The sequence below is a fragment of the Niabella ginsenosidivorans genome, from assembly GCF_001654455.1.
Taxonomy (GTDB): Bacteria; Bacteroidota; Bacteroidia; order Chitinophagales; family Chitinophagaceae; genus Niabella; species Niabella ginsenosidivorans.
Map to the genome: position 1 here is coordinate 2,411,285 of NZ_CP015772.1, position 25,651 is coordinate 2,436,935.

Genomic DNA, 25,651 nt, shown 5'->3' on the forward strand with positions numbered 1-25,651 from the left:
TTATACATGCGCGTTGTATTCGGAGTGCTATATAGATCCATCATGCCCAGGAAATTTACATAAAATATGCAAAAAATCACCCTATTCGGCTGCTTTGGTATGGGTTTGTAGATATGTCAATGACAATTGCAGGAAGACAATCAATCAATAAAATAAAAAGCAATTATAATACCGATGAAACCAAGAACCCCATGTAGGATGGCGTTGATCCTTTGGCTATTTGTGGCTTTTACTCAGCATGAAACTTATGGCCAGAACTATAATAATATCCTGAATCACAGAGGTATGGCGACACCAGTAAATGGAGTGAAGATCAAAACTAACCTACCCTATATCAGCGGTAGTTATATGCCGACGATTTTCATAGATGGTTATAGTTATGGTAAAGCGAAGACGATCAGTCTTAAATTCTCATTTTATATCTATAACGGTAATTTTATTAGTTCTACAATTTCGTCGTCGGGCGGAGATGTCCCCAAGGTCCAGCTTTCAAATGAGGATAATAAAGTGGTGATCTTTATCGATAACAAGGTCTATTTCCAGCAACTTACCGTAAGTGCATTTTGTATGGTCAATCCTGCTACCGGGGCTTTTCAAGGGTGGACGGTTGCTGATGAGGCGATAACGGGAACCAACACTGTTGAAATACCGTATTCCAATGCTTTTGGCGGGGATGTGAATTTTAAAGATGGTATATGGTCCAAGACGGGCAATGTAGGCATAGGAACGATTACTCCTGCTGAGAAACTTTCTGTAAATGGTAATATCCGTGCAAAAGAAGTAAAAGTAGAAACGGCGAATTGGCCGGACTATGTGTTCAAACCTTCTTATTCTCTTATGCCCTTAAGTAAAGTAGAAAGCTTTATCAAAGCCAATGGGCATTTACCGGATATCCCATCTGCTAAAGAAATAGAACAAAATGGAATGGAAGTAGGAGCTAACCAGGTGGTGTTGCTAAAGAAGATTGAAGAACTGACATTGCATTTGATCGAGATGGAAAAAAAAGTTGAAAATATAAGCAAAGATAATGAGCGGATCAAAAAGCAATTAAATCGGCGGCTAAAGCAATAAAAAGCATTTTAAAATAGAGATTAAACCAAGATATGAGAAAGCTATTTTTTTTAAATTTGTTCCTGCTTGCTTTTTTAGTAAATGTATATCCTCAAAAGGATAACCCCAAATTTTATCCTCCATCGCCTGAAGCATACGCACTTGGCAAGTATGGAGATGTCCCGGTAAGTTTATATACAGGCATACCGGATATTAGCATTCCGCTCTATAAGCTTACTGAAAAAGAACTATCTGTGTCAGTTACGCTATCCTATCATGCTTCAGGCATAAAAATCGACGAAACCTCATCGAATGTGGGCCTGGGATGGGTGATGAATTCGGGAGGGCTGATCACACGTTCTGTCAGAGGGAAAGCAGAATACCTGGTCAACGGCGTTCTAAAGCCGGACAGATCGAACATCCCCGAATGTACAAATTGTACCAATAATACTGCGGTATCAACATTCATTAATAACAATGGATTAGCAATGTCGGTGGATGGTGGACTGGATCCGGAACCAGATGTCTTTTATTATAATTTTAACGGGCGAAGCGGAAAATTCTATTTTGATAAAAATGGAGTAGCGCAATTGAATAAGGATGAAGCAATTGCTATTTCGTGGAGAGCGGGTTCAAATCCGCAAGAAGAGATTTTTACGATTAAGGATGAACTTGGATTTAAATACGAATTTTCTGATCATGAAAAGACATTTTATGGGACCAATGAAGGAGCAAAAGTATCTGCATGGTATTTGTCGAAAATTACGTCCCCTGCCGGGAATTCTGTTTTGTTCACTTATGAGGGTAACTCATTTAATGAAACAATTCGATCTTATGCAGATGGGCTTGTAGAGGTTGTAAATGGCAGTGCAGGAAATATAAACCCGCCATTGAATTACACGAACACTAATACGAATGTCTCCGGTATAAGGTTAAAGAAAATAACAGGCACGTGGGAGGCAATTGATTTTATATATGCTGCTACAGCCAGATTGGATTTGCCAGGAGTGCCGAGACTTCAAAAGATCTCAGTAAAAAATGCACAAACCAATCAAGAGATAAAGTACTTCAATTTGTATGCAGGTTATTTTGAGGCCAATAATGTCAGAAAATATGACGGAGCTCAACCTGAAAGTAATAAACATCTGAATTACCGGCTTCGATTAGATTCGCTCGAGGAGCGAAGCGCACTTGATGCAAGTATCGGAGGGGTATACAAGTTCTATTATCTGGGCGATAATGATCCTGCCACAGATGATCCTTATACCTTGCCCTATCGGCTAAGTCCTTCTCAGGATTTTTGGGGGTATTATAATTTTACAAAAAATACGCATTTGTTGCCTGGTATCCAGGGACAAATATCGCAAAATACGCTGTACACATCCTTTTTCCCCGATGCCAGCGAAGAAAGCCTGGGCGGTTCGGCTTTTTTTACACTAGGAGGAGGAGCTGATCGAAGTGCAAATGCAGTTGCGGCAAAGGCCGGTATGTTGTCCAGAATCGTATACCCAACGGGAGGTAGAAGCGAATTTACATTTGAGCTTAATGATCAGTCAGTATTCCAAGGTGGGTTAAGGATTAAGAAGATCAGAAATTTTTCATCGGACAACATTCCTAATGAAATAAATTACAAATACTTCAGTTCACCATCGTCTCAGCAGCTTGATCCCATGAAATATAGTTTTCAGTATTTTAATGTTGCCTGGGATGGAGCATATCACCGCCCAATACCTGGCGAATCCGTGCTGAGTACATTTGGGCTTCCTACTCCGGCCAGTGCGACCAAATTTGTAAGGATTTCTGCTCAGCCTACAGCAATTCTCGGGAGCCTTAATGATGTTGGCCACTCAGTGGTTGAGGTTTCACGGACCGGTAATGGTAAGACAATAAATAGCTTTATCAGTTCTTCATTGTATAGCGATTATGCCACAAGAGACTTGTTTAATGAAGGAACCGCGCAGGAAAACTCTCTTGTTGGAAGTTTATATCTCAGTGAAATTCTTGATCCCACGCCCTCAAACGACTATGGATATGTTAGCAAGTATGTTAGTTACGGAGAATTTCCGTATCCTGAACTGTATCAGAACGAATGGAAAAGGGGGGTTCTGCTTGAAACAAAGACTTATGACCAGTTAGATTCTTTAATACAAACTGAAAATTTTGACTACTATCGAACACTAAAAGCGGTCATTCCAGGCTATAAGGTTATACGGGTGGGAACGCCGTCATCAAATGCCTATCTATATACCAAATATTTGTTACCGCATGCGTGGTCGCAATTGAAATCGAAGACAACTACGATTTACTACAAAAATGGATTGAATCCGCTTATTACAGAATCTAAATATTATTATGATAACGCAGAACATTTACAAGTGACGCGAATAGAAACGATGAACAGCCGCGGCGAAAAACAAACCAGCTACACCAGCTATCCAATGGATTTTGCTTCCGGAACAGATTTTATTGATTTAATGAAGACAAATCATTTATGGGCTTATCCGGTAGAAAATGTAACCTATTTGACCAAAGCATCATCGTCGTACATCAGTTCGGGATTAATAAAAGAATATACTCCCAATACAACCGGGCTGGTTGCAAAAGAATTCAGATTGGAAACGGCAAGGAATATTCCACTTTCAAATTTTAAATTTTCAAACCGGGCCGCTGGAGTACTGCCAACCACAGGAAGTCCATTAACCTACCAAAAAAATGCGCAATACAAACTCTCTTATCTCTATTCCAGATATGACAGCCGGGGCAATATTATTGAAGCACAAAAAGCTGGTGATCAAAGACAAACACTTTTATGGGGCTATAAAGGACAATTTCTTGTCGCCGGAATTGCTGGTAAAGATTTTACAACTGTCAGTTCGGTAATTGATACGAGTATTCTGAACAAAGGAGGAAGTAATGAGGCGGCCATGCTAACGGAGCTTGGCAAATTGCGAACTGATAGTCGTACTAAAGATGGAGTCGTGACTTCATTTACTTATGACCCCGTGTTCGGATTAATATCCAGGCAGGATGGCGCCGGGCGGACGACCTATTATGAATACGACGGTTTAGGACGGTTAAGCGTTTCAAAGGATAATGAAAAAAAGGTAATAAAAAAGAATGCTTATCAGTATGCAGATAGGGCGCTTGCAGGTGCTGGAAAATATTTTTTCAATGAAGAACAAAAGAAGACTTTTTATAAGAAGGATTGTTTGGAACAGGGAACGGCCGGACCAACTGATTATGTGGTTCCCGCCGGTACTTATTTTTCCGGTATAAGTGTTGAAGATGCCAACCAAATTGCTTGGGACGATATCAACACCAATGGCCAACAGTATGCTAACGAAAACGGCTATTGTACTTATATAAATGATGCCATGTCCAGGGAATTTAATAAAACCGACTGTCTCTATGGTACAGGCACATGGGTTAGGTATGGCGTCGGTGCGGGCTGGCATATGTCAACAATCAGCAAAGCTGATGCGAATCGTAAGGCCGAACGTGATCTATATTTTAATGGCCCTGTTTACGCCAATATGCATGGACAATGCCAGGGAACTGGTCCCGCCCAAATTGAGCTGGCAAATGTTTTTCCCAGTTATATGGAACATTATCCGGAGCAAATAAAAGTGGAGTTTCTGAAAAATGGCCTTGTTGAGCAAACTGCTTACTATCCTCAAAGCCGGGAATCAAGTACTACAATTTCCTTAACTCACGCCGGGACTTATCAACTTCGGTTTACCATGCCGGACTGGCCATGGTTTCAGACGAATTTTTGGGTTTACTATAATTTCTTTTATGGAGTCGATTTGCGGAATGTTTGGAGTAATAATGGGAAAGGGATAATCCTTACTACCGGTGAAGTTACATTTGAACAGGGACTTAATTATTCAATTAAAGCTTCCAATTCTACGTTTTAAATGGGAATGATGGAACTATATAGCCTCTGCTAACAGTTAAAATTTAAAAAGAAAACACATGCATTTCAATAGATTACCAGTTTTGCTGCTGTTGCTAACAGGAACTATTAACATTCAAGCTCAGAAGCCAACGGATCTGCCAACCTATCCTACTGGCGTGCCGGTCAATTATATCCGTGAGTGGACGGCGACGGCGCCGGTAACGACGCCGGCGGCCTTGATGCAGGGAAATCTCTTGCAGAGCAAAGAGACGACGCAGTATTTTGATGGGTTGGGCAGGCCGTTACAAACGGTGGTAAAGAAGGGTTCGATGGTCACCACGACAACGGCGAGTGTGGGAACGGATACGGCTGGTGCGCGGGACCTGGTAACGCCGGTATTGTATGATGAATTTGGGAGGGAGCAGTATCATTTTTCACCTTTTGCGGCGAACAATGCGGATGGCAATACGTCTTTATCAGATGGTTTGTTTAAGATGAACCCCTATGCACAGCAGCAGCAGTTTATGACGGGCAAGTATGGGACATCGCAGGGGGAGGATAATTTTTACAGCCAGACGCTTTTTGAAGCCTCGCCGTTAAACCGGGTACTGGAGCAGTTTGCGCCGGGTAAAAGCTGGGCGGGGAGCTATGCGGCCACCACGGAAGCTACGCGCCATAGTATCAAGAGCAAATACTGGATCAATACGGCCAGGGACAGTGTGCGGATCTGGGAGGTGACGGACGGTACCCCCGGTGATGGCTCAGGCGGCACGCCAGCAAATCGTACGGAAAATAACTATAGCGGGCAATCAGAGATAAGCGCAACAGAAAGCATTACATTGGGTAATGGCTTTACCGTACCATCGGGCAGCAACTTCCGGGCTTATATTACGAGCACCCCCAGTGCACCGGGAGCCATCATCACCAGTACCTATGCGAGCTCCAGGCTGTATGATGCGGGGGAGCTATATAAGAAAGTAACGGTAGACGAGGTTGGCCGCCAGGTGATCGAGTTCAAGGACAAGGAAGGGCAGCTGATCCTGAAAAAAGTGCAATTGGAAAGCACAGCCACAGACAATGGGCTGGGCAAAGGACACTGGGGCTGGTTATGCACCTATTATATCTATGACGACCTGGGGAACCTGCGCTGTGTGATCCAGCCGGAGGGGGTAAAGACGATGAATGATGCCAGGAACTGGGCATTGACCCCGACCTTACTCAAAGAGCAATGTTTTCGTTATGAATACGATGGCCGGAACCGGATGACAGTAAAGCAAGTGCCAGGCGCTTCGGAAGTAGCGATGGTGTATAATATCAAAGATCTGCCAGTAATGACCCAGGATGGGAATCTGAGAAATGCCGGTATGTGGAACTATACCCAATATGATACGCTGAACAGGCCGGTTGCGACGGGGGTGTTCAGTAGTTCAGTAGTTCTTTCTACCCATTGGCAGACGGCGGCTGCCAGCACCAGTTACCCGACTGCGGCAATGCTTACGGGCGTACAGCCCCTGACGGAGACGTTTTATGATGATTATAGCTGGGTAGGCAAAACACCCTATTCGAACGATCTGACAGGTAAAATAAGTGCTACTTTTACCGTGACAGATACTGCAGGCAACCTGCTACCTGTCAGCAATACGATCTGGCCATACGCCCAGAAACCGGCAATGGACAGCCGTACCAAAGGGATGGTTACGGGCAGCCGGGTAAAGGTTCTCAATAGCGCTGTGTATATCTACACTTTAACGCTCTATGATGATAAAAACCGCCCGGTACAGGTAAAAACACTCAATCATACAGGTGGGGTGGATGTAGCCACCACTCAATACAGCTGGGCTGGCCAGCCATTGACGGTACTCAGCCGTCAAACCAAGGGAGGTGCAGACGCCACTTCTGTATTAACTATAACCAGGAATACTTATGATGCATTGGGCCGTGTGGTAAAGGCGACCAATCAGATCAAGAGAGATGGGGGGGCATTGAGTGCGGAAAAAGTCCTCGCGATCAATAAATACGATGAGCTGGGTCAGCTAACCACCAAAACATTGGGAGCAACAGATGCCACAGGTACAACAGGCGTAGAAAAGCAGGTATATGAATACAATATCCGGGGTTGGCTGCTGGGGATGAACCGGGCTTATGTGAATAGTGCCACGGGAGCAACGACCAATTTCTTTGGTTATGACCTGTCCTATGACAAAGCCAATAATAATATAGCGGGTCAAACCAATGTTGCTATCAGCAACTATAGTAACCTTCAATATAATGGCAACATAGCAGGTATGAGCTGGCGAGGACAGAGCAACAGCGCACCGATCAGGAGGTACAGTTTCAGTTATGACAATACCAACCGGTTGCTGAAGGCGGACTTTGGTCAGCTGAGTGGAAGTGCTTATGTAGCTACCACAGCGATGGATTATAGTGTAAAAATGGGCAGTACAGGAACAGATGTCAATGTGGCCTATGATTACAATGGTAATATTAAGGGGATGCTGCAAAGAGGTGTGTACAACAATACTGCCATTGATATGGATAAGCTGGTGTATAGTTACCTGCCGGGCAGTAGTAAGCTGGCTAAGGTCACGGAAACCGGGGTAAACACAAAGACCTATGGGTTGAGTGATTTTAATGACGGAACTAATGGTACAGCTGATGATTATGCGTATGACTTAAACGGGAATTTGACAAAAGACCAGAATAAAAGTATCAGTAGTATAACGTATAATATCTTAAATTTACCGGAACAAATCACGGTAACGGGCAAAGGAACGATCAGTTACCAGTATGATGCGGCAGGTAATAAATTACAGAAGAAGGTAACAGAGGGATCAGCGACAAAGATAACGGATTACCTGGGTGGAATGATTTTTGAAAATAGTGTATTACAGCATATAGGCACTGAAGAAGGACGAATGCGTCCGACAACACCAACGGCTACCACATTTGTGACGGATTATTTTCTGAAAGATCACCTGGGCAATGTCAGAGCAATGGTACAGGAGAATAAAACCTTGCTTGAAGAGACCCATTATTATCCGTTCGGGTTGGTACAAAGAGGAATATCCACGCAGGCCTCAGGGATTTTAGCTAATAAGGATAAAACGTTCCAGGGGCAGAAGTTTGATGATGACTTAGGGCTGAACTATTACAGCTACAAATACCGTAATCATGATCCGCAGATAGGGAGGTTTATAGAAATAGACCCATTAAGTCCCAAATATGCACACAATAGCCCCTACGCATTTAGCGAAAACAAGGTAACTACCCATATTGAGTTGGAAGGTCTTGAAGGTGAATGGATGGGATTTGTCATAAACAAAGCTCGAAAAGAAATAGAACGAAAAGAAGGACCTAGTGCTGCCAGAGAATATGATAGAGGAGTGAGAACAGGTGGAGCAATCACGGGTGCTGCGTTAATAGATGTTTTTGTAACTAAAGGTTGGGCTACTAGGATATTACTTGCATCACAGACGGCAAGTTTATTTGAACATAATAGGCTTGATCCTAATACTCCTCAGGGGCAAGCACAGCAGCAAAGATTTAAAGATAATGCTACTGATTTGTTTATATCGGCCGGAACCGGCTATATGTTGGGGAAATCAATCAATGTACTAACATCGTTAATGACAGAGGCCGGAAGTTTAGTTACAAAAACTTTTAGTTCTAGTTCAATTAGGTTTTCTCAATCTTCTGTTAATGGATTAGATGATATTGTTACATCGATGAAACAAAGTGGATGGAAAGGAGATCCTATTGATATTGTAAAGATGGAGGACGGCATGTATACGACAGTAGATAATACGAGGTTACTAGCTGCTCAAGTTGCCGGAATTGATGTGCAGGCTACAGCTCATGGTTTTGATGATGCTATATCAGCGGAAGTGGCAAAACGATTTATCGGTAAGGATGGATCATTGCCTGCTACATGGGGTGAAGCAGTTCAAAATAGAATACAAAGTCAAAAAAAATCATTTCGTACTCAGTATGAAAACGGGAGTTTTGTTAATCCAAATGTGGGGTCAGGAAATTGATTTTTCTAAAAGTCAAATGCGAAATTTTCTTTTAAATAGTGTTGAAGTGTTGTAGTAGATGATAACCGTACAACGATTTCTTCATTCCAGTCAACGAGGATTAATTTAAATTGTTTTCCTAATATAGTTAGGGCTTGTAAAAGTTTAGAGTTGCTCGTTTCTCTCGGGAGATCAGCCGATTGGCTCATCCAAATATTATTAACAATATTAAGTTTTGTTTCAAAAAATAAGGCGAACCGTTCAAAGCCAAGGGCCATGATGTTTTCTTTGAGAATTTCTGTTTTATTATATCCTGTAATTACAGTGTCAAATTTTTTGATTGTAAATGGGCTTAAAACATTTTCTATAATATCCATATGAATTCTTAAAACTTCGGTTTTAATGGCTTGCTCTTTTCTTTCTGTAATATTTATAAACCCATATTTAGAGGGTTCTTCCTGTATGAAATTTTGATCAATGTCTTTACGTGTGCCAAAGTAGTTTTCTTCCGGTATTAGTTCAATTTGTCGGTAAAAATCTTCGTGGAAAAATATACTGTTGTTCATAAATAATGCTTTTCTTATTGTTGCGCGTAAGCTTTTTTAGCCTTATCTCTAAAGAATGCGTCCATAAGGACGAGCAGATGAGCCTGTTCATCTTCGGGTTGCTGTTGGATATCAACCATTCGTTTTACTATGTTTTTCTCCGGGGACAGGTCGGTATTATCAGTTAGGTAGCCTAATGATACTTCGGGGGTGTCAGTGATTTTGGCAGCTACTTCAATAGAGGGATTTACTTCATCGCGTTCATAGCGTCCCATGGTAACGAGAATCGTTCCGATAGCCTTGGCCAGGTCTTCCTGGCTCACGTTTTTTATTTTGCGAACATCGCCCAGTCGTTTACCAAAACTCATACAGGTATGCTTTAAAAACAATAGGAAAAAGGTTGTTTGAGCAAATTTAAGCATTAATGGAATCCCATAGCAAATAGTAGATAAAAGATCTTTGTTTATGGATAAAGATATGCTTAAGCGTCACCATTTTTTGGGTGCAAATTTTCGCTAATGAGGGAATAAAAGGAACTTTATTGTCAAAATTCCACAGTTATGACAAAAGAACAATATTTAGCAGCGGCCGAAGCCCGTTACGATGAGTTAAAAGCGCTAGGTAAATTGGAGAGTTTTTATGATTATGAGGTATTATGTCAATCCCGAGCATCCTATTTACAAAAGCGATGGGTACAATTATACTCAGCCTTTTCCAAATCTGAGGCTTACCTATAAGCTAAGTGATAATAACAGACTTTCTTTCTTTTACAACCGAAGGGGTGATCGCTCAAATAAAGTAGATATACGTATTTTTCCCAAATATGATGATGCGGAAATTATTAAAGTGGGAAAACCTACATTGCGACCGCAGTTTACCAATTCTTTTGACTTGGGATATAAGTCTAATTGGCAAGATGGCTATTTCTTTTCCTCACTCTATCATAAACGTATGAATGCCACGATCACCCGAATTAGTAGCACTGTGCGGGGTAGTGATATTATCTACAACATTTTTCAGAACGCTGGTAAAAGTTGTAACACTCGGATAGAATTTATAGTGTCGCAGAAAGTCGTGCCGTGGCTTTACTTTAAATCTTAATTTAAATGGCTATCAGAACATAATCGATTCATTCTTGGTCGTAAATTTATATCCGATTAAAAATACCTTTACTGCCGCCAGAGAGGATCTGTTTTCTGGAAACGTGAACTAAACGCGGTCTTCCATTTTTCAAGGCAATTGGATGCACAACTCATGGCAATCTATCAGGCTCCCGATCTTGTGCCACAAGGCAAAACGTTTTCCCGTTTTTCAATAGATATAAGTGTTAAAAAAGGTATTCAACGGGGCAGAGTTTATTCCTCAATGCTACGGACATGCCAATACACTTAATCTTAAAAAGGAAGTGCGTGGGAATGGATTTCGCTACATTAGCAGAGATTATTACGAGACCCAAGTATTTCGCGTGAGGTATGGGTATAAATTTTGATTTTAAGAATTCGAACTATGTGCATGGAGATTTCGTCTCTGAAAGGCCTTATATCTTGATATTTTGAGATGTAAATACCGTTGTATGCGAAAAATCGCATTGATGAGATAGTGAGCAGGAAAAAGTTTCATGCTATTTTCGCTCTACGGCGGTTTGACGTAGACAAAAATAACGGTATATGTTTATAGGGCCTTAGGTGTAAAGATATGATAGTTTGCTGTTCTGATAATGGGCCACCTGGCCGAATAAATCAAATCAGCTGTATCGGAAGGTATATTCGAACTTCAATTTGTCAAATTGAGCTTTGGAAAGACAATTAGCTTCAAATGAATTAATCCGCGTTGCCAGAAATAAACACCGAATTGCAAAAGCGATCAAAAAGAATTAACTTAGCTATAATTAAGTTCTTTAACATCTTCGGAAAGATTCATGTGCAAATTTTGTGCAAATTCTTTAAAAATAAAAAAGGCTCACTTTCGTGAACCTTTCCATCTGATTGATCATCAGTGCCCCAGGCGGGACTTGAACCCGCACGGACATTGCTGCCCACAGGATTTTAAGTCCTGCGTGTCTACCAATTCCACCACCAGGGCAATAAAAAAAAGTTATCAGTTACCAGTGATCAGCTATTAGTAAATCATTCCAATAACAAATACTTATAACGAATAACTTTTTAAAAGAGAGCGGAAGACCGGGCTCGAACCGGCCACCCCGACCTTGGCAAGGTCGTGCTCTACCAAATGAGCTACTTCCGCATTGTTAAGAACTTTTCCTGTAACGGCTTTGTTACTTAAGGGGTTGCAAATATAAGCGATTTATTGTTCCGACAAAAAAAATTGCTGAAAATTTTATTTATATTTCGGAGTATATAAAGTGCTTTCCTGAATGGTTACTTTTGGCTTTTCAAATCTTTTTGTGTAAAGACGGTAACAGCCTCCCCATGTAAATAAAATAAGGCAGGTAATAGTTAAATAAAACAGGTATGCAGAAGAAGAAACCCAGCTAAATTTAAAATCCTTTCTCTGTGCCTGATGTAATTCCTGTTCGTATTCCTGCTCCTTAATATGCTCTACATCATCATACTTATGTTCCATGCTTCTTGTTTTGTGTCACAAAAATAAGGATCTATTCATTAATTTTTAACATCTTTCGTAACAATTTCAGAGAACTTTTTTTTACCCTTTACAAAATGTTCCCATGCAATATTCTTCTTCAGCAACCCGTGCAAGACTGCTTTTTTATTTTTGGGAAAAACACTTTTCTTTTGATCTGCCAGCATCCATTTTATAAAAGACAGGTGCGCGCTTGCCACTGCTATAAAATAACCGCCATCGCCACCCAGCAGGCTTTTGAATGCAGAAATGCCGTCAAGAACGGCCCTGAAGCCAATCACATATATCCTTCTCCAGCCGATCATATTCTTGAACATCATAATATGGTTGTTGCGGAAATTCAAATAGGTCTTCAGTGAATTGCCTTTGGGCAAGGTACCACCGCCTACATGATAAACAACGGACTGCGGGCAGGAACTGATCTTATAGCCTGCCAACTGTATGCGCCAGCACAGGTCAATTTCTTCCTGATGTGCAAAAAAATAAGGATCAAAACCGCCCGCTTCATGAAATACCCCCGAGCGGATAAACAGGGCAGCCCCGCTGGCCCAGAATAATAAGGAAGGGGCATCATATTGTCCTTCATCCGTTTCACAAAAATCAAATACACGTCCCTTGGCAAAGGGATAGCAAAGATGATCCATCCATCCGCCCGCAGCGCCGGCATATTCAAAATAATGAGGATGACGAAAAGACAGGATCTTGGGCTGACAGGCCGCAATGGAAGTATCGGCTTCCAGCAGGTTTACCAACGGGGTAATAAAACCTTCGGTAACCTGCACATCAGAATTTAATAACAGGTAGTAATCTGCTGAAACCTGCTCCAAGGCAAGGTTATAGCCTTTGGCAAAGCCATGGTTCTCTGTAAAACGGATAATGGTAATACCTGGAAAATTTTGCTCCAGAAAGGCAACGGAGGTATCCGTAGAACCATTATCTGCTACCACCACTTGAAGATTGCTGTAATGGGTCTGCATTACGGCAGGAAGAAACTGTTCAAGATACTTCCTGCCGTTCCAGTTTAAGATAACGATTGCAATTGACGGTACAGCCATGGGCTGCAAAGATTCAAAAAATAATGGAAGCAATTCACAATCAAACGGCTTTATCTTTTTCAACCAGTGTTTTTTAACAAAAGCAAACTGGGAAAAAAGCAGCATACGGCGGAAAAATGTCACACTTTTTATGCAGGCGGGTTCCATGCGCCCACTCCCCTGGAGCGCCTGTCGTGAGGCACAACTATTTTCTTCAAAACGATGTTACAAAGCCCGAAACCAATAGACACTGCCTCAGTTTTCAGACTTAATCAGTTGCTCCACGCCTATCCCATGTTCACGGACGATCATGGCTGAAACCTCACCTTCCTGCGTTTTGAACTCGAAGATCAGATCCCGCTCTTTAGCAAAAAATAAATGCCGGCTTAAAGGGTAAACAGTCATTTGTTTATTATCCGCCAGATGCAGTTCCAGGGCATTGTTCCCGGCGATCACGCGGATCTTATTTTGAGGTCCCTTATATGATCCCGCAAAAGATTGCAGAGCTGCCCGGGATAACACAATCGCTTTTCGTTTGTTGACATAAGGTGCCTGCTGATGATCGAAACTGAACACCCGGCCCAACTTCCATTTATCCCCATCCAGCAACCACAGATCTGCATACTGCGCCAGCCCATCCGCATACTCGTCCTTCCCCGGTTCTCTGATATAAAACAAATGCTTCCCGGTAAAAAGCATCCCATATAACTTTCCATCTTTTTTCATCGGATACACGCCTTCACTCCCTGCTACTTTCTCGCGTCGCAAATGAAAAGCATCCAGGCTGCCGCATAAACCCTTGCGGATAGAAACTTCAAATGCAGAATCACCCCTGGTAATACCACCCTTATCATGAAAAAACTCGATATCATGAGCGGTAAGTGCCATCATTGCCGGCACATCACAATGGTTATAAGCATTCCAAAAGCTGCTGTCCGCTGTTTTAGCCGAACGTATGGCTAATTTATCTCCCCGTTGCGCGAAGGCGCGTTGTGCCAATATAAAAAAGAAAGCTACCAGGATAGAACGGTATATCATTTATAAGATTTTAGAGCAATTTCCAAACCTTGACAGGAGATCCGGTCATGGCCTGATCTTAAATCAAAGATATCTTCTGTCTATATCTGGCTGTACCCGGTTTCGGCCAAATGCCATTTTAAAAATGCCAGGTAACAATAAAAGCGGTAAAAGGGGGTAACTTGTTGAACACTATAGCTGTCAAAGTGTATGATGCCGGATCTATCATTTGGGCTCTTGAAAGGATGTACAGATCCCTATCTACAAACGATTCAGCCGGCAAAAACCTTGATGGCCTGTTAGTACCGGCAGGTAAACCCCGTTTCATTATTTTACTTTTTCGGAACGGCGGTAACCACCTTTGAAAACTTTGCAGTTCCGTCTTTATCCACCTGCGCGATCCGGATGTATAACTTTTCAATTCCTTTGATGTCCGTATTGTTTTTTGTGCAGGAAATGACGGTCACCGCAGCTGAAAGCAGCAACAGCCCAGCCAGCACACACTTACTGCAACGTGTAGCCGGAAAGCCGAGCAGTCCGATCACAAAGGGTAGCAACGCAAAACTGATAACATTCCAGGGGGAGTCAAACTGATAATCCAGGGTAACTTTACTATTGCCATCAATAGCTTTTGACGCAACAGTGCCGATGCTCTTAAAGTTTTTGCCATCAGTAGAGGCCTGTACTTCAAAATGATCGTTATTGTTTTCAGATTCCGTGTTCCATTTTACTTTTAAAGCGCCATTGTCCAGCAAGGCGCTGATGGCGCCAAACGTTACCGGGAGCACCGCCGTGGTCGTTACATTGGCAGGATTATTCGTACCGGTAGCCGGCTGATAATAGTTGTTACCGTTATCTTCTATGACCATCACCCTGTATTCCGTTGTTGCTGAAAGCCCGGTAACATCCACCGTTGTTCCGGTACCACTGTATACAGCGTACCAGCCGCCGGATCCGATTTGCGATCCGCTGCCAAATACCGGATTTGCAGTATAATCCGTTCCGTTTACCGGTGCTGCCGTACCTGAACTACCTGCCATCATAAATACAGTGCGGCGAACCCCGCTGCCGTTGGTCCAGGATATGGTGGTGCTGTTATCTGTTGTGTTCGTAAAGCTGATACCAGCCGCGGGTGTTTCGGGTGTGCCTAACAGGTGCTTTAAAGCGCCACCTGCTGTACTGCTGCTGCTTCCGGTTGCAAAATAAATATTGGTACTGTTTAAGGCAATAATGCCCCAGGGATAAAAATTGTCTCCCAGTTCCAGGTCTGCTATCTTCACAGGTGTTCCTGTTGCATTCGTATACCGGTTCAGTACATAAGTAGTGCCGTTATATTCTGATACATACAAATTACCCTGCGGATCGAGCGCCAGCGCGCTGGAATAATTGCCTGAAGAGATAGTAGTGCGGGCAGTGTAATTGCTTGCAGCTGTAAACCGGTAGGCAGCGCCTGTCTGCCCGTCCTGGCCATTAAAACCGTCAACAACGAGGATGTCTCCATTTGATGCAACAGCGATTCCCGTAGGGTATTGATAACCGGGGCCGTTGACCAGGCCATGGTACAGCTGGATACCTGAATTACTGCCGGCTGTATACTTTACGATCGCATAATCACTGGTAGCTGCTGCATACTCTAAAGTGTAAAGGTTACCTGTTGCGTCAACCGCCAGTGCTGAATAATAGTTACCGCTTACAAATGTTTCGGCAGTTCCATATGTGTTAGTTCCGCTGTTGTAAGGCAACTTTATAATTTTGTTATCCACATTGGATGCAGCAACATATACATCGCCGTTGCCGGTTACAGCCAATCCCCAGGGATAATCAAAAGCGTCATATTGTAATCCTTCTAAAAGCACTTGTGGGAAGCCGGTTCCGTTTACATATTTTACAACCTGATATCGGTCCGAACCTGCGTCATAACGGGTGGTGTACAGGTTGCCGGCACCGTCGTAAGCAAGCGCCGTATAATATCCGCCGGTTGCAATAGTAGTTACTGTTTGTGCTGAAAGGTTACTGCACAGGCAAATAAGCAAGACAAAAAAAACAAAGGTCAATTTTACTTTCATAATGTTGGTTTTAGGCGGGCCCGGGCATAAAATACCCAAAGCTTAAAATTTTATAGTTCAGGTAGAGTGCAAAAATAGCGGCTTTAATGTATTTACAGTTCTCTTTATTAATTATTAATAGCTATAAAACCGGAAAGTTAATAAACAGCTGTTACCAGCTTTTTTAAACCCCTCTTCGTGAGTTACAGAAGCTGGTTATTCAGGGCTTTCTTTTGCTGTAGCGTTCAGATTAAACTATTTTGAAAAGAAACGAAATGCTGATACGGTGGATTATAACAGCCCTGTTTCATTTCATTGGTCTGAACAATTGTAGCAGCAGCCATCCCTCTCCTTACAGAACCGGGCGGGCGAAAACATTCTACTCCGGCAGATATAATAGGAAATATTCTGATCTGGATCACGCCTTCACATTTTGCGAACCACTCTTTTTTAATCAACCGCTCATGCGGCGCAATCATTCTTCATTTCAGTACTCTATTTATCCAGAATTTCTTCCACACGCCGGGCTATTTCATAAATATTATTATGTCTGCGACTATTAAGTAAAATAATTGTCCTGTCGTTTGCGGCATCATACCACAAGATTGCCTGATAATGAAGCAACGATCCGTCGTGCAGATGCACTGTAATTTTGTTGCCGGACATTGCTCCATTCCCCAGGCCTGTTTGAGCATGATCCTGATAAGGTGTCAGCAGCTCTTTAGTGGTTTCCGGACTGATCAGCTTAAAATTATTGATACTCTCAGACCAGTTATAAAGATCGTCAAGTGTAACCGCTGTCCATCCGGAAATAGGCGGTATTAAACTATCCTGTTTAAAATCATCGTTAAATGACCGTGCCATTAGCGGCTCCCGATCAGTGGGATCAACAACCACATGAAACATAGCTGCCGGCTTTACCAGTTGTCGCTCTACAAAGTCCCGGAAGTCCAATCCGGTTATTTTTTTAATGACCTGTCTTCTGAGAAATGTATTGTTGTTATTATAATCATACCGGCTGCCTGGCTCAAACTTCAGTGTATCCAAATTATATAATTCATCCCAGTTATCTTTATCTCCATGAACGGAGCTGTAATTAACCTCAGGGAGCCCGCTGGTATATTGCAATAAATTCCTCACGGTTATTTTGTGCGCCCAGTGTGGCAGCTGGGGAAAAAATTTGCTTACCGGATCGTTGAGTGAAAGCTTGCCAGCTTCTTTAAGCATCATGATTCCAACGGCATCAAACTCTTTTGCAATAGAGCCAATATGAAAACGGTAATCCAAGCTCAGGGGAATATTGCGGGCGGCATTGGCAAAGCCAATGGCTTTACGGTAAATTTCCTTACCATGATCTATGATCAGCACATTACCATTAAACTGTCCCTCCCTGTACAATTGAAAGAATACCGAATCTATTGCCGCCTGTTCATTTTGGGCTCCTGCCGCACAGCTATAAAACAGGAGGCATAAAATCATAAGCTGTCTTTTCATCATAACCGAATAGCATTATTTTGTTTGCCTGAATCAGTTTCCTTCTTTCTCTGTTAATACAACAATTTCAGGTCTATAAAGGTCCGTATCTGTTGTTACCAAAGATAAAGATTCAGTTCAGGATCCGGGATATGGCATGCCTGTTTTTTTAACATCAATTTTCAGCTGTGCTGCCTGAACCGATGACTGCTTACCCGAAGTCCTATCATTCCTGGCTCACCAAATTTTAAAACCGGGCAAATGCCGGTTAATATCCCAATCGATATTCTGGATGTCCTATGAATAAAAGAGATCTTTACAGACAGTAAAGGCATAGTCCCGGATCGGGCAAACATCGGGGCCGGCGTTGACAGGATGGTTTTTCTCCACACGCTACCTGTCAGAAGGTACCGGCATTTTCATGCGTATGCCTGGTTCGGTTGGTAAGTTGTAAGAAAATCATTCCTGCAGCTATTTGCTTTCCTAAGGTCTTTCAAAACACCTGGTAATGCAGTCTGAATAATTGAACCGGCAGCCAGGCGTTTTGATCCAATAAACCTATAAAAGCTATAGCACGGTGTGTCTGCACTACTTTTTATTTCTGGAATTAGGCCAGCAAACAGGGCATGGCCCTTTTCCCCTGAATTTATGACCACGGCTGCATGTTTTCCAGCCGTTATTAGTTTGTGCTTTTGGCTTCTGTGATTTTGTTTTCATAATAACTATCAGTTATTCCCTTAATACAATAACAAATGTTAGGCCATATTGGGTAAAACCAGGCTGATCTGTACGCTGTTGTTTCACTTTTAATTTACAATTATTTTTTTACTTAACGGAATGAGAGGCTATTACCTGCTGTATATAATAAAGCTGCCCGTAATCATCCGCAACTTGCCGGCAGGTACCGCTAAAATATATCAGCTTAGGATATCACCTGTTGGGGATTCCTGAATGACTACCTTTGTATAAAACCAATGCTATGCCATTCTATCAATACATCCCGGCAAGCACGCCTGCCGGTAACCGCACCCTGCAACGGCTGCTGGCACTGCGTCAAAAACTAAAAACTGAAGTGCCCACCAAACAACTGGAAGGTACCTTGTTGCTGGCAACCTGGAATATCCGGGAATTTGATTCTCCCGCCTACGGATACAGGCTGCTGGAATCTTTTTATTACATAGCAGAAATCGTTTCTCATTTTGATATTATTGCCATTCAGGAAGTAAGGGACGATCTGAAAGCACTTAAAAAAACTGATACAGATACTGGGAGGCAACTGGCATTATGTGATTACGGATGTTACAGCGGGCAGCCAGGGTAACAAAGAACGGCTGGCTTTTGTTTTTGACACCCGGAAAGTGAAATTCGGCGGGCTGGCCGGGGAACTGGTATTACCGCCTTTTCAGAAAAAAGATCCCGAAACAGGGCAAACGATTTATGAACCGGCAGAGCAGCTTGCCCGTACGCCTTATACCTGCGGATTTACCGCAGGCTGGACGAACTTCCAACTGACCACAATACATATTTTATATGGCGATGACAAACCTGATAATCCCGACCGGGCACGTGAGATCCAAACCATTGCCACTACGCTTTCAAAAAGAGCAGATGGCAAAACGGAATGGTCCAATAACAACATCCTGTTAGGCAACTTCAATATTTATGGCCCCTTCTGATTCGACCTATGGCGCTATTGTAAACGCCGGCTTTATTATACCCGGTGAGTTGCAGCATTTACCTTCAAATGCCCTAAGGAACAAGTTTTATGACCAGATCGCCTTTAAAGTAAGGCCCGGGCGCTTCAACACAACAGGAAAAACGGGCGTATTTGATTACTATGATGTAGTGTTCAGGGCGGAAGATGAAGCCGGATATATCAGGGATATGGGCGAAGCCTATAATACCACCGCAGCCGGTACACCCCGTACCAACAAAAGCGCCTATTATAAAACCTATTGGCACACTTACCAGATGTCGGACCATTTACCCATGTGGGTAGAAATCTGTATCGATTATACGGACGATTACCTGGCTTCCCGCGAACGTCCGCCACAGCAGGAAGGGATGCCTTCTTAAACGCTCCCGGAGGGCACATAAAATGTAAGAGGTATTGTATGCATTCCTGGTAAACCGGCCTTTTGCAGCACACTCCTACCGGTTTCACAAAGCAGCCCGGCTTCATGTTCACTTTATGGACTTCACGCTTTTTAATGATCCAAAAATTATTTTCAAAATTGCAATCTCTTGTAGTAACTATTCAAATGGCAGCTGATTTTTAAAACAACGATGCAATACTAAGATCTGAATGACAAAGTCCCCAAGCTTTCAACGATTGGGAACCCTGTCATAGAGAACCTTTTTACGAATCCCGTTACAGGACTATTTGGACTAAGCGATCTTAAAGAAGCAACCCCGTACGGCAGGAAACAGGGAACAACACTACTGTTCTCCGGTATTACCAGTCTCCGTGTATCAGTCATAAGTGCCGATCCGGCAAATAAAGAGGGGCACTGCCAGAACGGCTTTGTTTACCGCCATCCCAGCCCGGGGGCTACCTGTTCCAATATAGCAGAAAGCACGTGCACGTTATAATCTACGCCTAAGGTATTAGGAATAGTCAACAGAACGGTATCCGCTTCCTGAATAGCCTCGTCTTTGGACAGTTCTTTAATCAGCTGATCAGGTTCCGCAGCATAGCTCCTGCCAAAAATGGCCCGCCGGCCCATTTCCAGAATGCCTGTCTTATCTGCCCTTCCGGCCTCATGGCCAAAATAATACCGGTCCCGGTCATTTACCAGTGCAAAGATGGAACGGCTTACTGAAATCCTGGGCTCACGCTCATGCCCCGCTTCTTTCCAGGCTTGTTTAAACAACCGGATCTGTTCGGCCTGCTGTATATGAAACGGCTTGCCACTTTCATCAAATTTCAGGGTGGAGCTTTGCAGATTCATCCCAACCTTACCTGCCCATACTGCCGTAGCATCGGAACCAGAGCCCCACCAGATGCGTTCTCGTAAGCCGGGGGAGAATGGTTCTAAACGCAACAGCCCGGGAGGGTTGGGGAACATGGGCTCGGGATTGGGTTGAGCAAATCCTGTGCCTTTCAGTTTCTCAAAAAACTCCAGTCCTTTGCGGCGGCCCATATCCGTATCCGTTTCTCCTGCTGCCGGTTCATAACCAAAGTAGCGCCACCCGTCAATGACCTGTTCGGGCGAACCTCTGCTGATCCCCAATTGCAGCCGGCCACCGGAAATCAAATCGGCAGCGCTGGCATCTTCCAGCATATACAAGGGATTTTCGTACCGCATATCAATGACTCCCGTACCTATTTCAATTTTACTGGTTTTGGCGCCGATGGCTGCCAACAGCGGAAAAGGGGATGCCAGCTGCCTGGCGAAGTGATGCACCCGGAAGTAAGCACCGTCAATACCGATCTCTTCTGCAGCTACAGCTAAGTCAATCGATTGGAGCAAAGTGTCCCCTGCTGTTTTGGTGTCATAAGCCGGATGATCAGCCCAATGGCCAAACGATAAAAACCCTATTTTTTTCATCTGTTCATTTATTTTTTCCATGCAACACCGGACAATTCATCATCTCCTGGTTAGCAAGATAATGTATAATCTGCAAATTCAGCAATACCAATGCCTGTCGCTATCATGAAGGCCACATCTGACAACCTAGCAGCGGCCGATTGCTGCTTTGCATGGGTTAATTCCAACAGTAACCGGAAGCGCATTTACAATAAGCTCATATTGACACACGACTTTTCAGACAAACAGAAAGCCCCTGGCCAGGTTCATTCCGGCAACATTTCCGGAGCAGGAACAATGTCTGACTCAATTGTTCCCCGCTGCCTGTTTTCTGCTTTCCTTTCCTGTAAAAAGCAATCCTGCTAAAAAGATCACCAGCGTGCCAACAACAATGATCATATTGGCATGCAATGGGTTTCTTAAAAAAGCATATTGATCCGGGATCAAATAAGAAAAGGACATCCACAGGATTACCAATAGCCCTGTAAGCGTTCCACCCAGGGCAGCCACGTTTCCTGTTTTCTTTGATAAAATACCCAGTAAGAACAAACCCAGCATACCACCTGCAAAGATCCCCGATAGCTGCCACCAGATGTCCAGCACGCTTTTAATGCCTATCATTAATACACCGGCGAACATACCCAGCAAGCCAAAGACCACAGTTCCCACATGCAACAATCGTAAGCCTTCCCGGTCACTTAATTGCTTTTTAAAATAGCGTTTATAAATATCTTCCGCAAATACCGTGGCGGAAGCATTCATGCCGGAGCTGATAGTGCTCATTCCTGCTGAAAGAATGGCGGATATAATAAGGCCCAGCAAACCCGTCGGGATCATTGTTACCATAAAATGGGGCATTACCTTATCACCAAAATCCGCCGGCTTCAGGGTAGCTGCAAGTGCTGTTATTGCTGCCGGGGAAGCATTGCTGCCCAAACGCTCTGCAGCAGCCTGCAGCCGCACCGGTTCCAACAATTGGGGATGAACCTGGTAATAGGCATAAAGGCAGGAACCGATAACAAAAAAAAGAAAAGATGCCGGTATATAGATCCACACACAAAGCCATATTGACCTGGCGGCCTGCCGGGGCGTACTGGCGGTATGATAGCGCTGCACATAGTTTTGATCCATCCCGAAATTATTCAGGTTAATGAAAAAACCGTACAATAGCACCACCCAGAATGAAGAGATGGTAAAGTCGGGGTTCAGGCTGCCCAGGCTGAATTTATGATCTCCTTTTCCAATAACAATAATTTTTCCCAAACCGCCCCCGGTATTTTTAATTACCAGGTATAAGATCAACACGGCACCTGCTGTTTTCAGAATCCCCTGCACTACTTCAGTCCAGATGACGGCTTCAATTCCTCCCATTACAGTATATAATACAATGCAGATACCTGTAACCAGCATAATCATTTTCATATCATAGCCGGTAAGCGCCTGTAATGTAAGCGATAATCCAAAAAATATGGAGCCCATCCGCGCTATCTGTGTAAGAATAAAACACACAACCGCGTAGGTCCTGGCCCATGGACCGAAACGCTTTTCCAGGTTAGTATACGCTGATACCTCACCTGTATTCCGGTAGAACGGTACAAAATATTTTGCAGCAATAATAGCTGCCAACGGCATGGACAGGCTGAAGGCAAATGCATTCCAGTCAGCTCCAAATGCCTTTCCCGGAACTCCTAAAAAAGTGTTGCTGCTCAAAAACGTGGCATAGATGGAAAGCCCGATTGCCCAGCCGGGGATTTTCCCGGAGGCTTTGGTAAATTGCGATTCACTTTTATTTCTTTTAGAAAAGAAATAGCCTACATACACCATGGCTGCCAGGTACACTAAAATCACTGAAACATCCGCAATCGGTAACATGTTGTTGAACTGTTTTTTAAACAGGCAAGTTATAACATAACAAACAAATTAAGGAGCAGTATATTTTATACAGCATATTGACCAGGGAATACCGGTGTTTTTATCCGCTTTGCCTGCTGGGGCAGATATAATTAAAACCGGAGCGCAATAAACCAATGCTGTATTCAACAGAGCCGATCCTTGTTGCCCACTTCCTGCAGCCTTTTGATCAGATGGTTTGCTTTCGCCGGTTATATTATTTAATACTATACTTTAAAATAAGACCGGTTTATAAAATATTAATTATTTAAACAACAAGATAAAAACCCTGCTATTAACAGGTTCAAAGAATGTCATCCCTGAAATACAGGAGTCTGTATTAAGCTGCTCTGTCATATAAAACCAGGTTAATAATATCCGCCTGAACGGCCGGAGCTCCGGACGGATCACCAGGTAAAGCTTTGCTTTTGTCCATTCAGCAAAGTAATATCCCATGACGACCGGTCCCAGTCTTTGTCAGCATTCAGATAAATCCGGTCAGCATAACTTTTGCCGTTATACTCAAAGCCAACGGATACAGGTGTAATGGCTGCCGGATCATTATCAGCTGCCGGTGAATGGTAATTATATCCTGAATGCGTGGCACAGGTGCCGTTTGTGCATCTTGAGCTATAAATTTCATAAAACACCAGGTCTCCGTCGAGTGTAAGACCTGTTTCGCTTAAAAAGTGCTGAAAGGTAACGGCAACATTCATTTCAAATTGGTTCAGCCGGGTTGAAGACGAACTCTGGCTGTTTTCAGAATAGCTGCCGGTAATAACAGCCCTGCCATCCCTGCCGGTAATGACCAGCTTTGTAAAGGCCTGGTTTTTTCCGTCCAGTTGCGGGCGTATTTCATCGCTCCACATATGTCTGATCTTATCATAGGCGGTCATCGCAACGGCCAGGTTCGTAATAGCTTCGTTTCCTGTTCCGGCGGCATCCTTACCATTTTTGCTGCATGCAGCAACTATCAGTAAACCGGCTAAGCAGCAGATTATTTTTTTCATATGAATCAATTTAGAGCATTCTTCAATAAGAACATTTATAACTATACAGTTGCAGTATTATCGTTAGCGGGCTATGGTTTAAAGCTTCAGCGCTACTTTTATACCGGCTTCCAGCATAGAAGGCTGGCCGTTCTGTGTATTATCTGCCTTGCCGATCTGTTTATCAGAGTTGCCCCAGCTGGCTATGCCAAAATGAACCTGGGGAGTAACCGTGATCCTTTTCAAAACGAAATCCACTCCTGCATAACCCTGTGCACCATAGATCCGGCTGCTGTATCCTTCATCACCGGAGCCGGTCTGTAAAGAAATAAAATAAGGGCCTGCTCCCAGGAGCGGCACAATTATATGTTGCGTGCCCAATGTATACCCGGCTTTCACCAGGCCATGTACCCCCAACGACCAGCCATTACTCTTTTTATCAGCAGAAGGACCAGACACGGTACTGCGTGTACTAAGGGCAAAGCCTCCGGTAAGCTCCCCACCGGCATCCAGTATAAAGCGGCTTCTTTGAAGCACCGATTTCTTTTCTATGCCCAGCCAGATCACCGGTTCAGTAAAGTGCTGATCAGCGTAGGATGATGCGCCGCCATTATAATTATACAGATCAAGTGTATAGGATCCATAGCCCGGCCCCAACGCAGCATACCATCCTTTTCGTTCCTGTTGGGCAATTACGGTTAAAGGGGCTATAAGGATAAACAATAAGAGCGATCTTTGTTTCATGAGAAATAGTTTTTGAGGTTTCTAAATATGATGTTCCAAAACTATTGCTGACAGCCTTCAAAAAAAATAGAACAAAAGTCAGGTTTTTACAGGTGGGAAGCCGGTATATTATCCGCGGGACTTAAATACCTTATTGATCGCTTCCGTGCGATTCTGCACGTGCAGTTTTTCATAAATATTATGGATATGCTGGCGAACGGTGCCTATGGAAATAAACAATTTTTCCGCCACCTCTTTATAGAGAAACCCTTTTACAAGCAGGTTCAGTATTTCCATTTCCCGGGCAGATAGTTTGCCGGCCACTTCCGGTGCGCGGAAAGAGTTCACTACCTTGCGCGCTATAGAAAGGCTCATGGGCGACCCGCCTTCATACAATTCGCGTAAAGAAGCAATGATCTTATCCGGTGCCGCATCTTTTAATAAGTAGCCGCTTGCGCCTGCGGCAAGCGCTTCAAAAACCTGGTCGCTGTCCTCAAAAACGGTAAAAATGATAAACTGCAACGAAGCATCCTGCAATTTCAGTTTACGGATGCATTCAATGCCCGACTGGCCGGGAAGCCCGATATCCATGATAACAATATCCGGTGCATCCTGCAGCAGATGCGCAAATGCATCCTCTGCATTACCGTATACTGATAGGCAATGGAACCCGGGGGTCTGATTTACTAAGAAACGTAACCCTTCGCGTATTTCAGCCATATCTTCTACTATACTAACGCATATTGTTTCCATACCGTAAATTTGGTGTATAATCCTGAAATTTCCATATAACAAAAGTTATAGACGCCTGCCGGAAATGTTTTTTATAATAAAAAACAGGAA

The 25,651-nt window shown here is 43.3% G+C and carries 19 protein-coding genes and 2 tRNA genes; 7 read left to right on the forward strand and 14 right to left on the reverse strand.

The features are described 5' to 3' along the window. Positions 1-174: 174 nt before the first annotated feature. The 3 genes from A8C56_RS24755 to A8C56_RS10065 are packed head-to-tail and all read left to right on the forward strand — an operon-like array spanning position 175 to position 8,982. Entirely contained in the window at positions 175-1,071 is an 897-nt protein-coding gene (locus A8C56_RS24755; protein ID WP_179946962.1) for a FliH/SctL family protein, read from the forward strand. 32 nt (positions 1,072-1,103) lie between these two features. Next, entirely contained in the window at positions 1,104-4,967 is a 3,864-nt protein-coding gene (locus tag A8C56_RS10060; RefSeq protein WP_067755289.1) for a DUF5977 domain-containing protein, read from the forward strand. A gap of 58 nt (positions 4,968-5,025) precedes the next feature. Further along, on the forward strand, positions 5,026-8,982 hold the full coding sequence (locus A8C56_RS10065) for a DUF6443 domain-containing protein (RefSeq protein WP_084490148.1): 3,957 nt from the start codon (positions 5,026-5,028) through the stop codon (positions 8,980-8,982). 5 nt (positions 8,983-8,987) lie between these two features. Here A8C56_RS10065 and A8C56_RS10070 read toward each other — a convergent pair whose 3' ends face one another. Next, positions 8,988-9,527: a hypothetical protein gene (locus A8C56_RS10070; protein WP_067755295.1), complete on the reverse strand. Its 540-nt coding sequence runs from the start codon at positions 9,525-9,527 to the stop codon at positions 8,988-8,990. A 14-nt stretch (positions 9,528-9,541) separates the two neighbouring features. Beyond that, entirely contained in the window at positions 9,542-9,874 is a 333-nt protein-coding gene (locus A8C56_RS10075) for a helix-turn-helix domain-containing protein (RefSeq protein WP_067755298.1), read from the reverse strand. A 277-nt stretch (positions 9,875-10,151) separates the two neighbouring features. Between A8C56_RS10075 and A8C56_RS24850 the strand changes: the two genes are divergently transcribed. Further along, positions 10,152-10,607, forward strand: a complete 456-nt coding sequence (locus tag A8C56_RS24850; protein ID WP_245645893.1) for a TonB-dependent receptor domain-containing protein — start codon at positions 10,152-10,154, stop codon at positions 10,605-10,607. An 895-nt stretch (positions 10,608-11,502) separates the two neighbouring features. Here A8C56_RS24850 and A8C56_RS10085 read toward each other — a convergent pair. From A8C56_RS10085 to A8C56_RS10125, 7 genes are all read right to left on the reverse strand, one after another. Further along, positions 11,503-11,588, reverse strand: a tRNA-Leu gene (locus A8C56_RS10085). A gap of 89 nt (positions 11,589-11,677) precedes the next feature. Beyond that, positions 11,678-11,750 (reverse strand) — tRNA-Gly (locus tag A8C56_RS10090). Positions 11,751-11,843: 93 nt separating this feature from the next. Beyond that, on the reverse strand, positions 11,844-12,089 hold the full coding sequence (locus tag A8C56_RS10095) for a hypothetical protein (protein WP_067755303.1): 246 nt from the start codon (positions 12,087-12,089) through the stop codon (positions 11,844-11,846). A 38-nt stretch (positions 12,090-12,127) separates the two neighbouring features. Beyond that, entirely contained in the window at positions 12,128-13,225 is a 1,098-nt protein-coding gene (locus tag A8C56_RS10100; RefSeq protein ID WP_245645826.1) for a glycosyltransferase family 2 protein, read from the reverse strand. A 171-nt stretch (positions 13,226-13,396) separates the two neighbouring features. Then, positions 13,397-14,179 (reverse strand): nuclear transport factor 2 family protein, encoded by a 783-nt coding sequence (locus A8C56_RS10105; protein ID WP_067755306.1) that lies wholly within the window; start codon positions 14,177-14,179, stop codon positions 13,397-13,399. A 311-nt stretch (positions 14,180-14,490) separates the two neighbouring features. Beyond that, positions 14,491-16,224, reverse strand: a complete 1,734-nt coding sequence (locus A8C56_RS10115; RefSeq protein ID WP_157097943.1) for a hypothetical protein — start codon at positions 16,222-16,224, stop codon at positions 14,491-14,493. 474 nt (positions 16,225-16,698) lie between these two features. After that, a complete protein-coding gene (locus A8C56_RS10125; protein ID WP_084490150.1) occupies positions 16,699-17,700 on the reverse strand; it encodes a serine hydrolase domain-containing protein in 1,002 nt (333 codons plus the stop codon). A gap of 955 nt (positions 17,701-18,655) precedes the next feature. Here A8C56_RS10125 and A8C56_RS25015 point away from each other — a divergent pair. From A8C56_RS25015 to A8C56_RS25025, 3 genes are read left to right on the forward strand one after another with little or no spacing between them, the layout of a single operon-like run. Then, complete coding sequence (locus tag A8C56_RS25015) at positions 18,656-18,997, forward strand: hypothetical protein (protein ID WP_245645828.1); 342 nt, start codon at positions 18,656-18,658, stop codon at positions 18,995-18,997. After that, positions 18,963-19,352 carry an exonuclease/endonuclease/phosphatase family protein gene (locus A8C56_RS25020; RefSeq protein ID WP_245645830.1) on the forward strand — a complete coding sequence of 130 codons (390 nt, stop codon included), beginning with the start codon at positions 18,963-18,965 and terminating at the stop codon, positions 19,350-19,352. Before A8C56_RS25015 ends, A8C56_RS25020 begins: the two co-directional genes overlap by 35 nt. Beyond that, positions 19,339-19,752 carry an exonuclease/endonuclease/phosphatase family protein gene (locus A8C56_RS25025; RefSeq protein ID WP_245645832.1) on the forward strand — a complete coding sequence of 138 codons (414 nt, stop codon included), beginning with the start codon at positions 19,339-19,341 and terminating at the stop codon, positions 19,750-19,752. The genes A8C56_RS25020 and A8C56_RS25025 overlap by 14 nt, the downstream gene beginning before the upstream one ends. Before the next feature lie 452 nt (positions 19,753-20,204). Here the strand turns inward: A8C56_RS25025 and A8C56_RS10135 are convergent, their stop codons facing one another. From A8C56_RS10135 to A8C56_RS10160, 5 genes are all read right to left on the reverse strand, one after another. Next, positions 20,205-21,227: an LLM class flavin-dependent oxidoreductase gene (locus tag A8C56_RS10135; RefSeq protein ID WP_067761852.1), complete on the reverse strand. Its 1,023-nt coding sequence runs from the start codon at positions 21,225-21,227 to the stop codon at positions 20,205-20,207. Positions 21,228-21,512: 285 nt separating this feature from the next. Beyond that, positions 21,513-23,078 carry a sodium:solute symporter gene (locus A8C56_RS10140; RefSeq protein ID WP_067755320.1) on the reverse strand — a complete coding sequence of 522 codons (1,566 nt, stop codon included), beginning with the start codon at positions 23,076-23,078 and terminating at the stop codon, positions 21,513-21,515. A 425-nt stretch (positions 23,079-23,503) separates the two neighbouring features. Next, positions 23,504-24,106 carry a hypothetical protein gene (locus tag A8C56_RS10150; RefSeq protein WP_067755324.1) on the reverse strand — a complete coding sequence of 201 codons (603 nt, stop codon included), beginning with the start codon at positions 24,104-24,106 and terminating at the stop codon, positions 23,504-23,506. Positions 24,107-24,184: 78 nt separating this feature from the next. After that, entirely contained in the window at positions 24,185-24,829 is a 645-nt protein-coding gene (locus tag A8C56_RS10155) for a hypothetical protein (RefSeq protein ID WP_157097944.1), read from the reverse strand. A 108-nt stretch (positions 24,830-24,937) separates the two neighbouring features. After that, a complete protein-coding gene (locus tag A8C56_RS10160) occupies positions 24,938-25,561 on the reverse strand; it encodes a response regulator (protein WP_067761854.1) in 624 nt (207 codons plus the stop codon). Between the last annotated feature and the right edge of the window lie 90 nt (positions 25,562-25,651).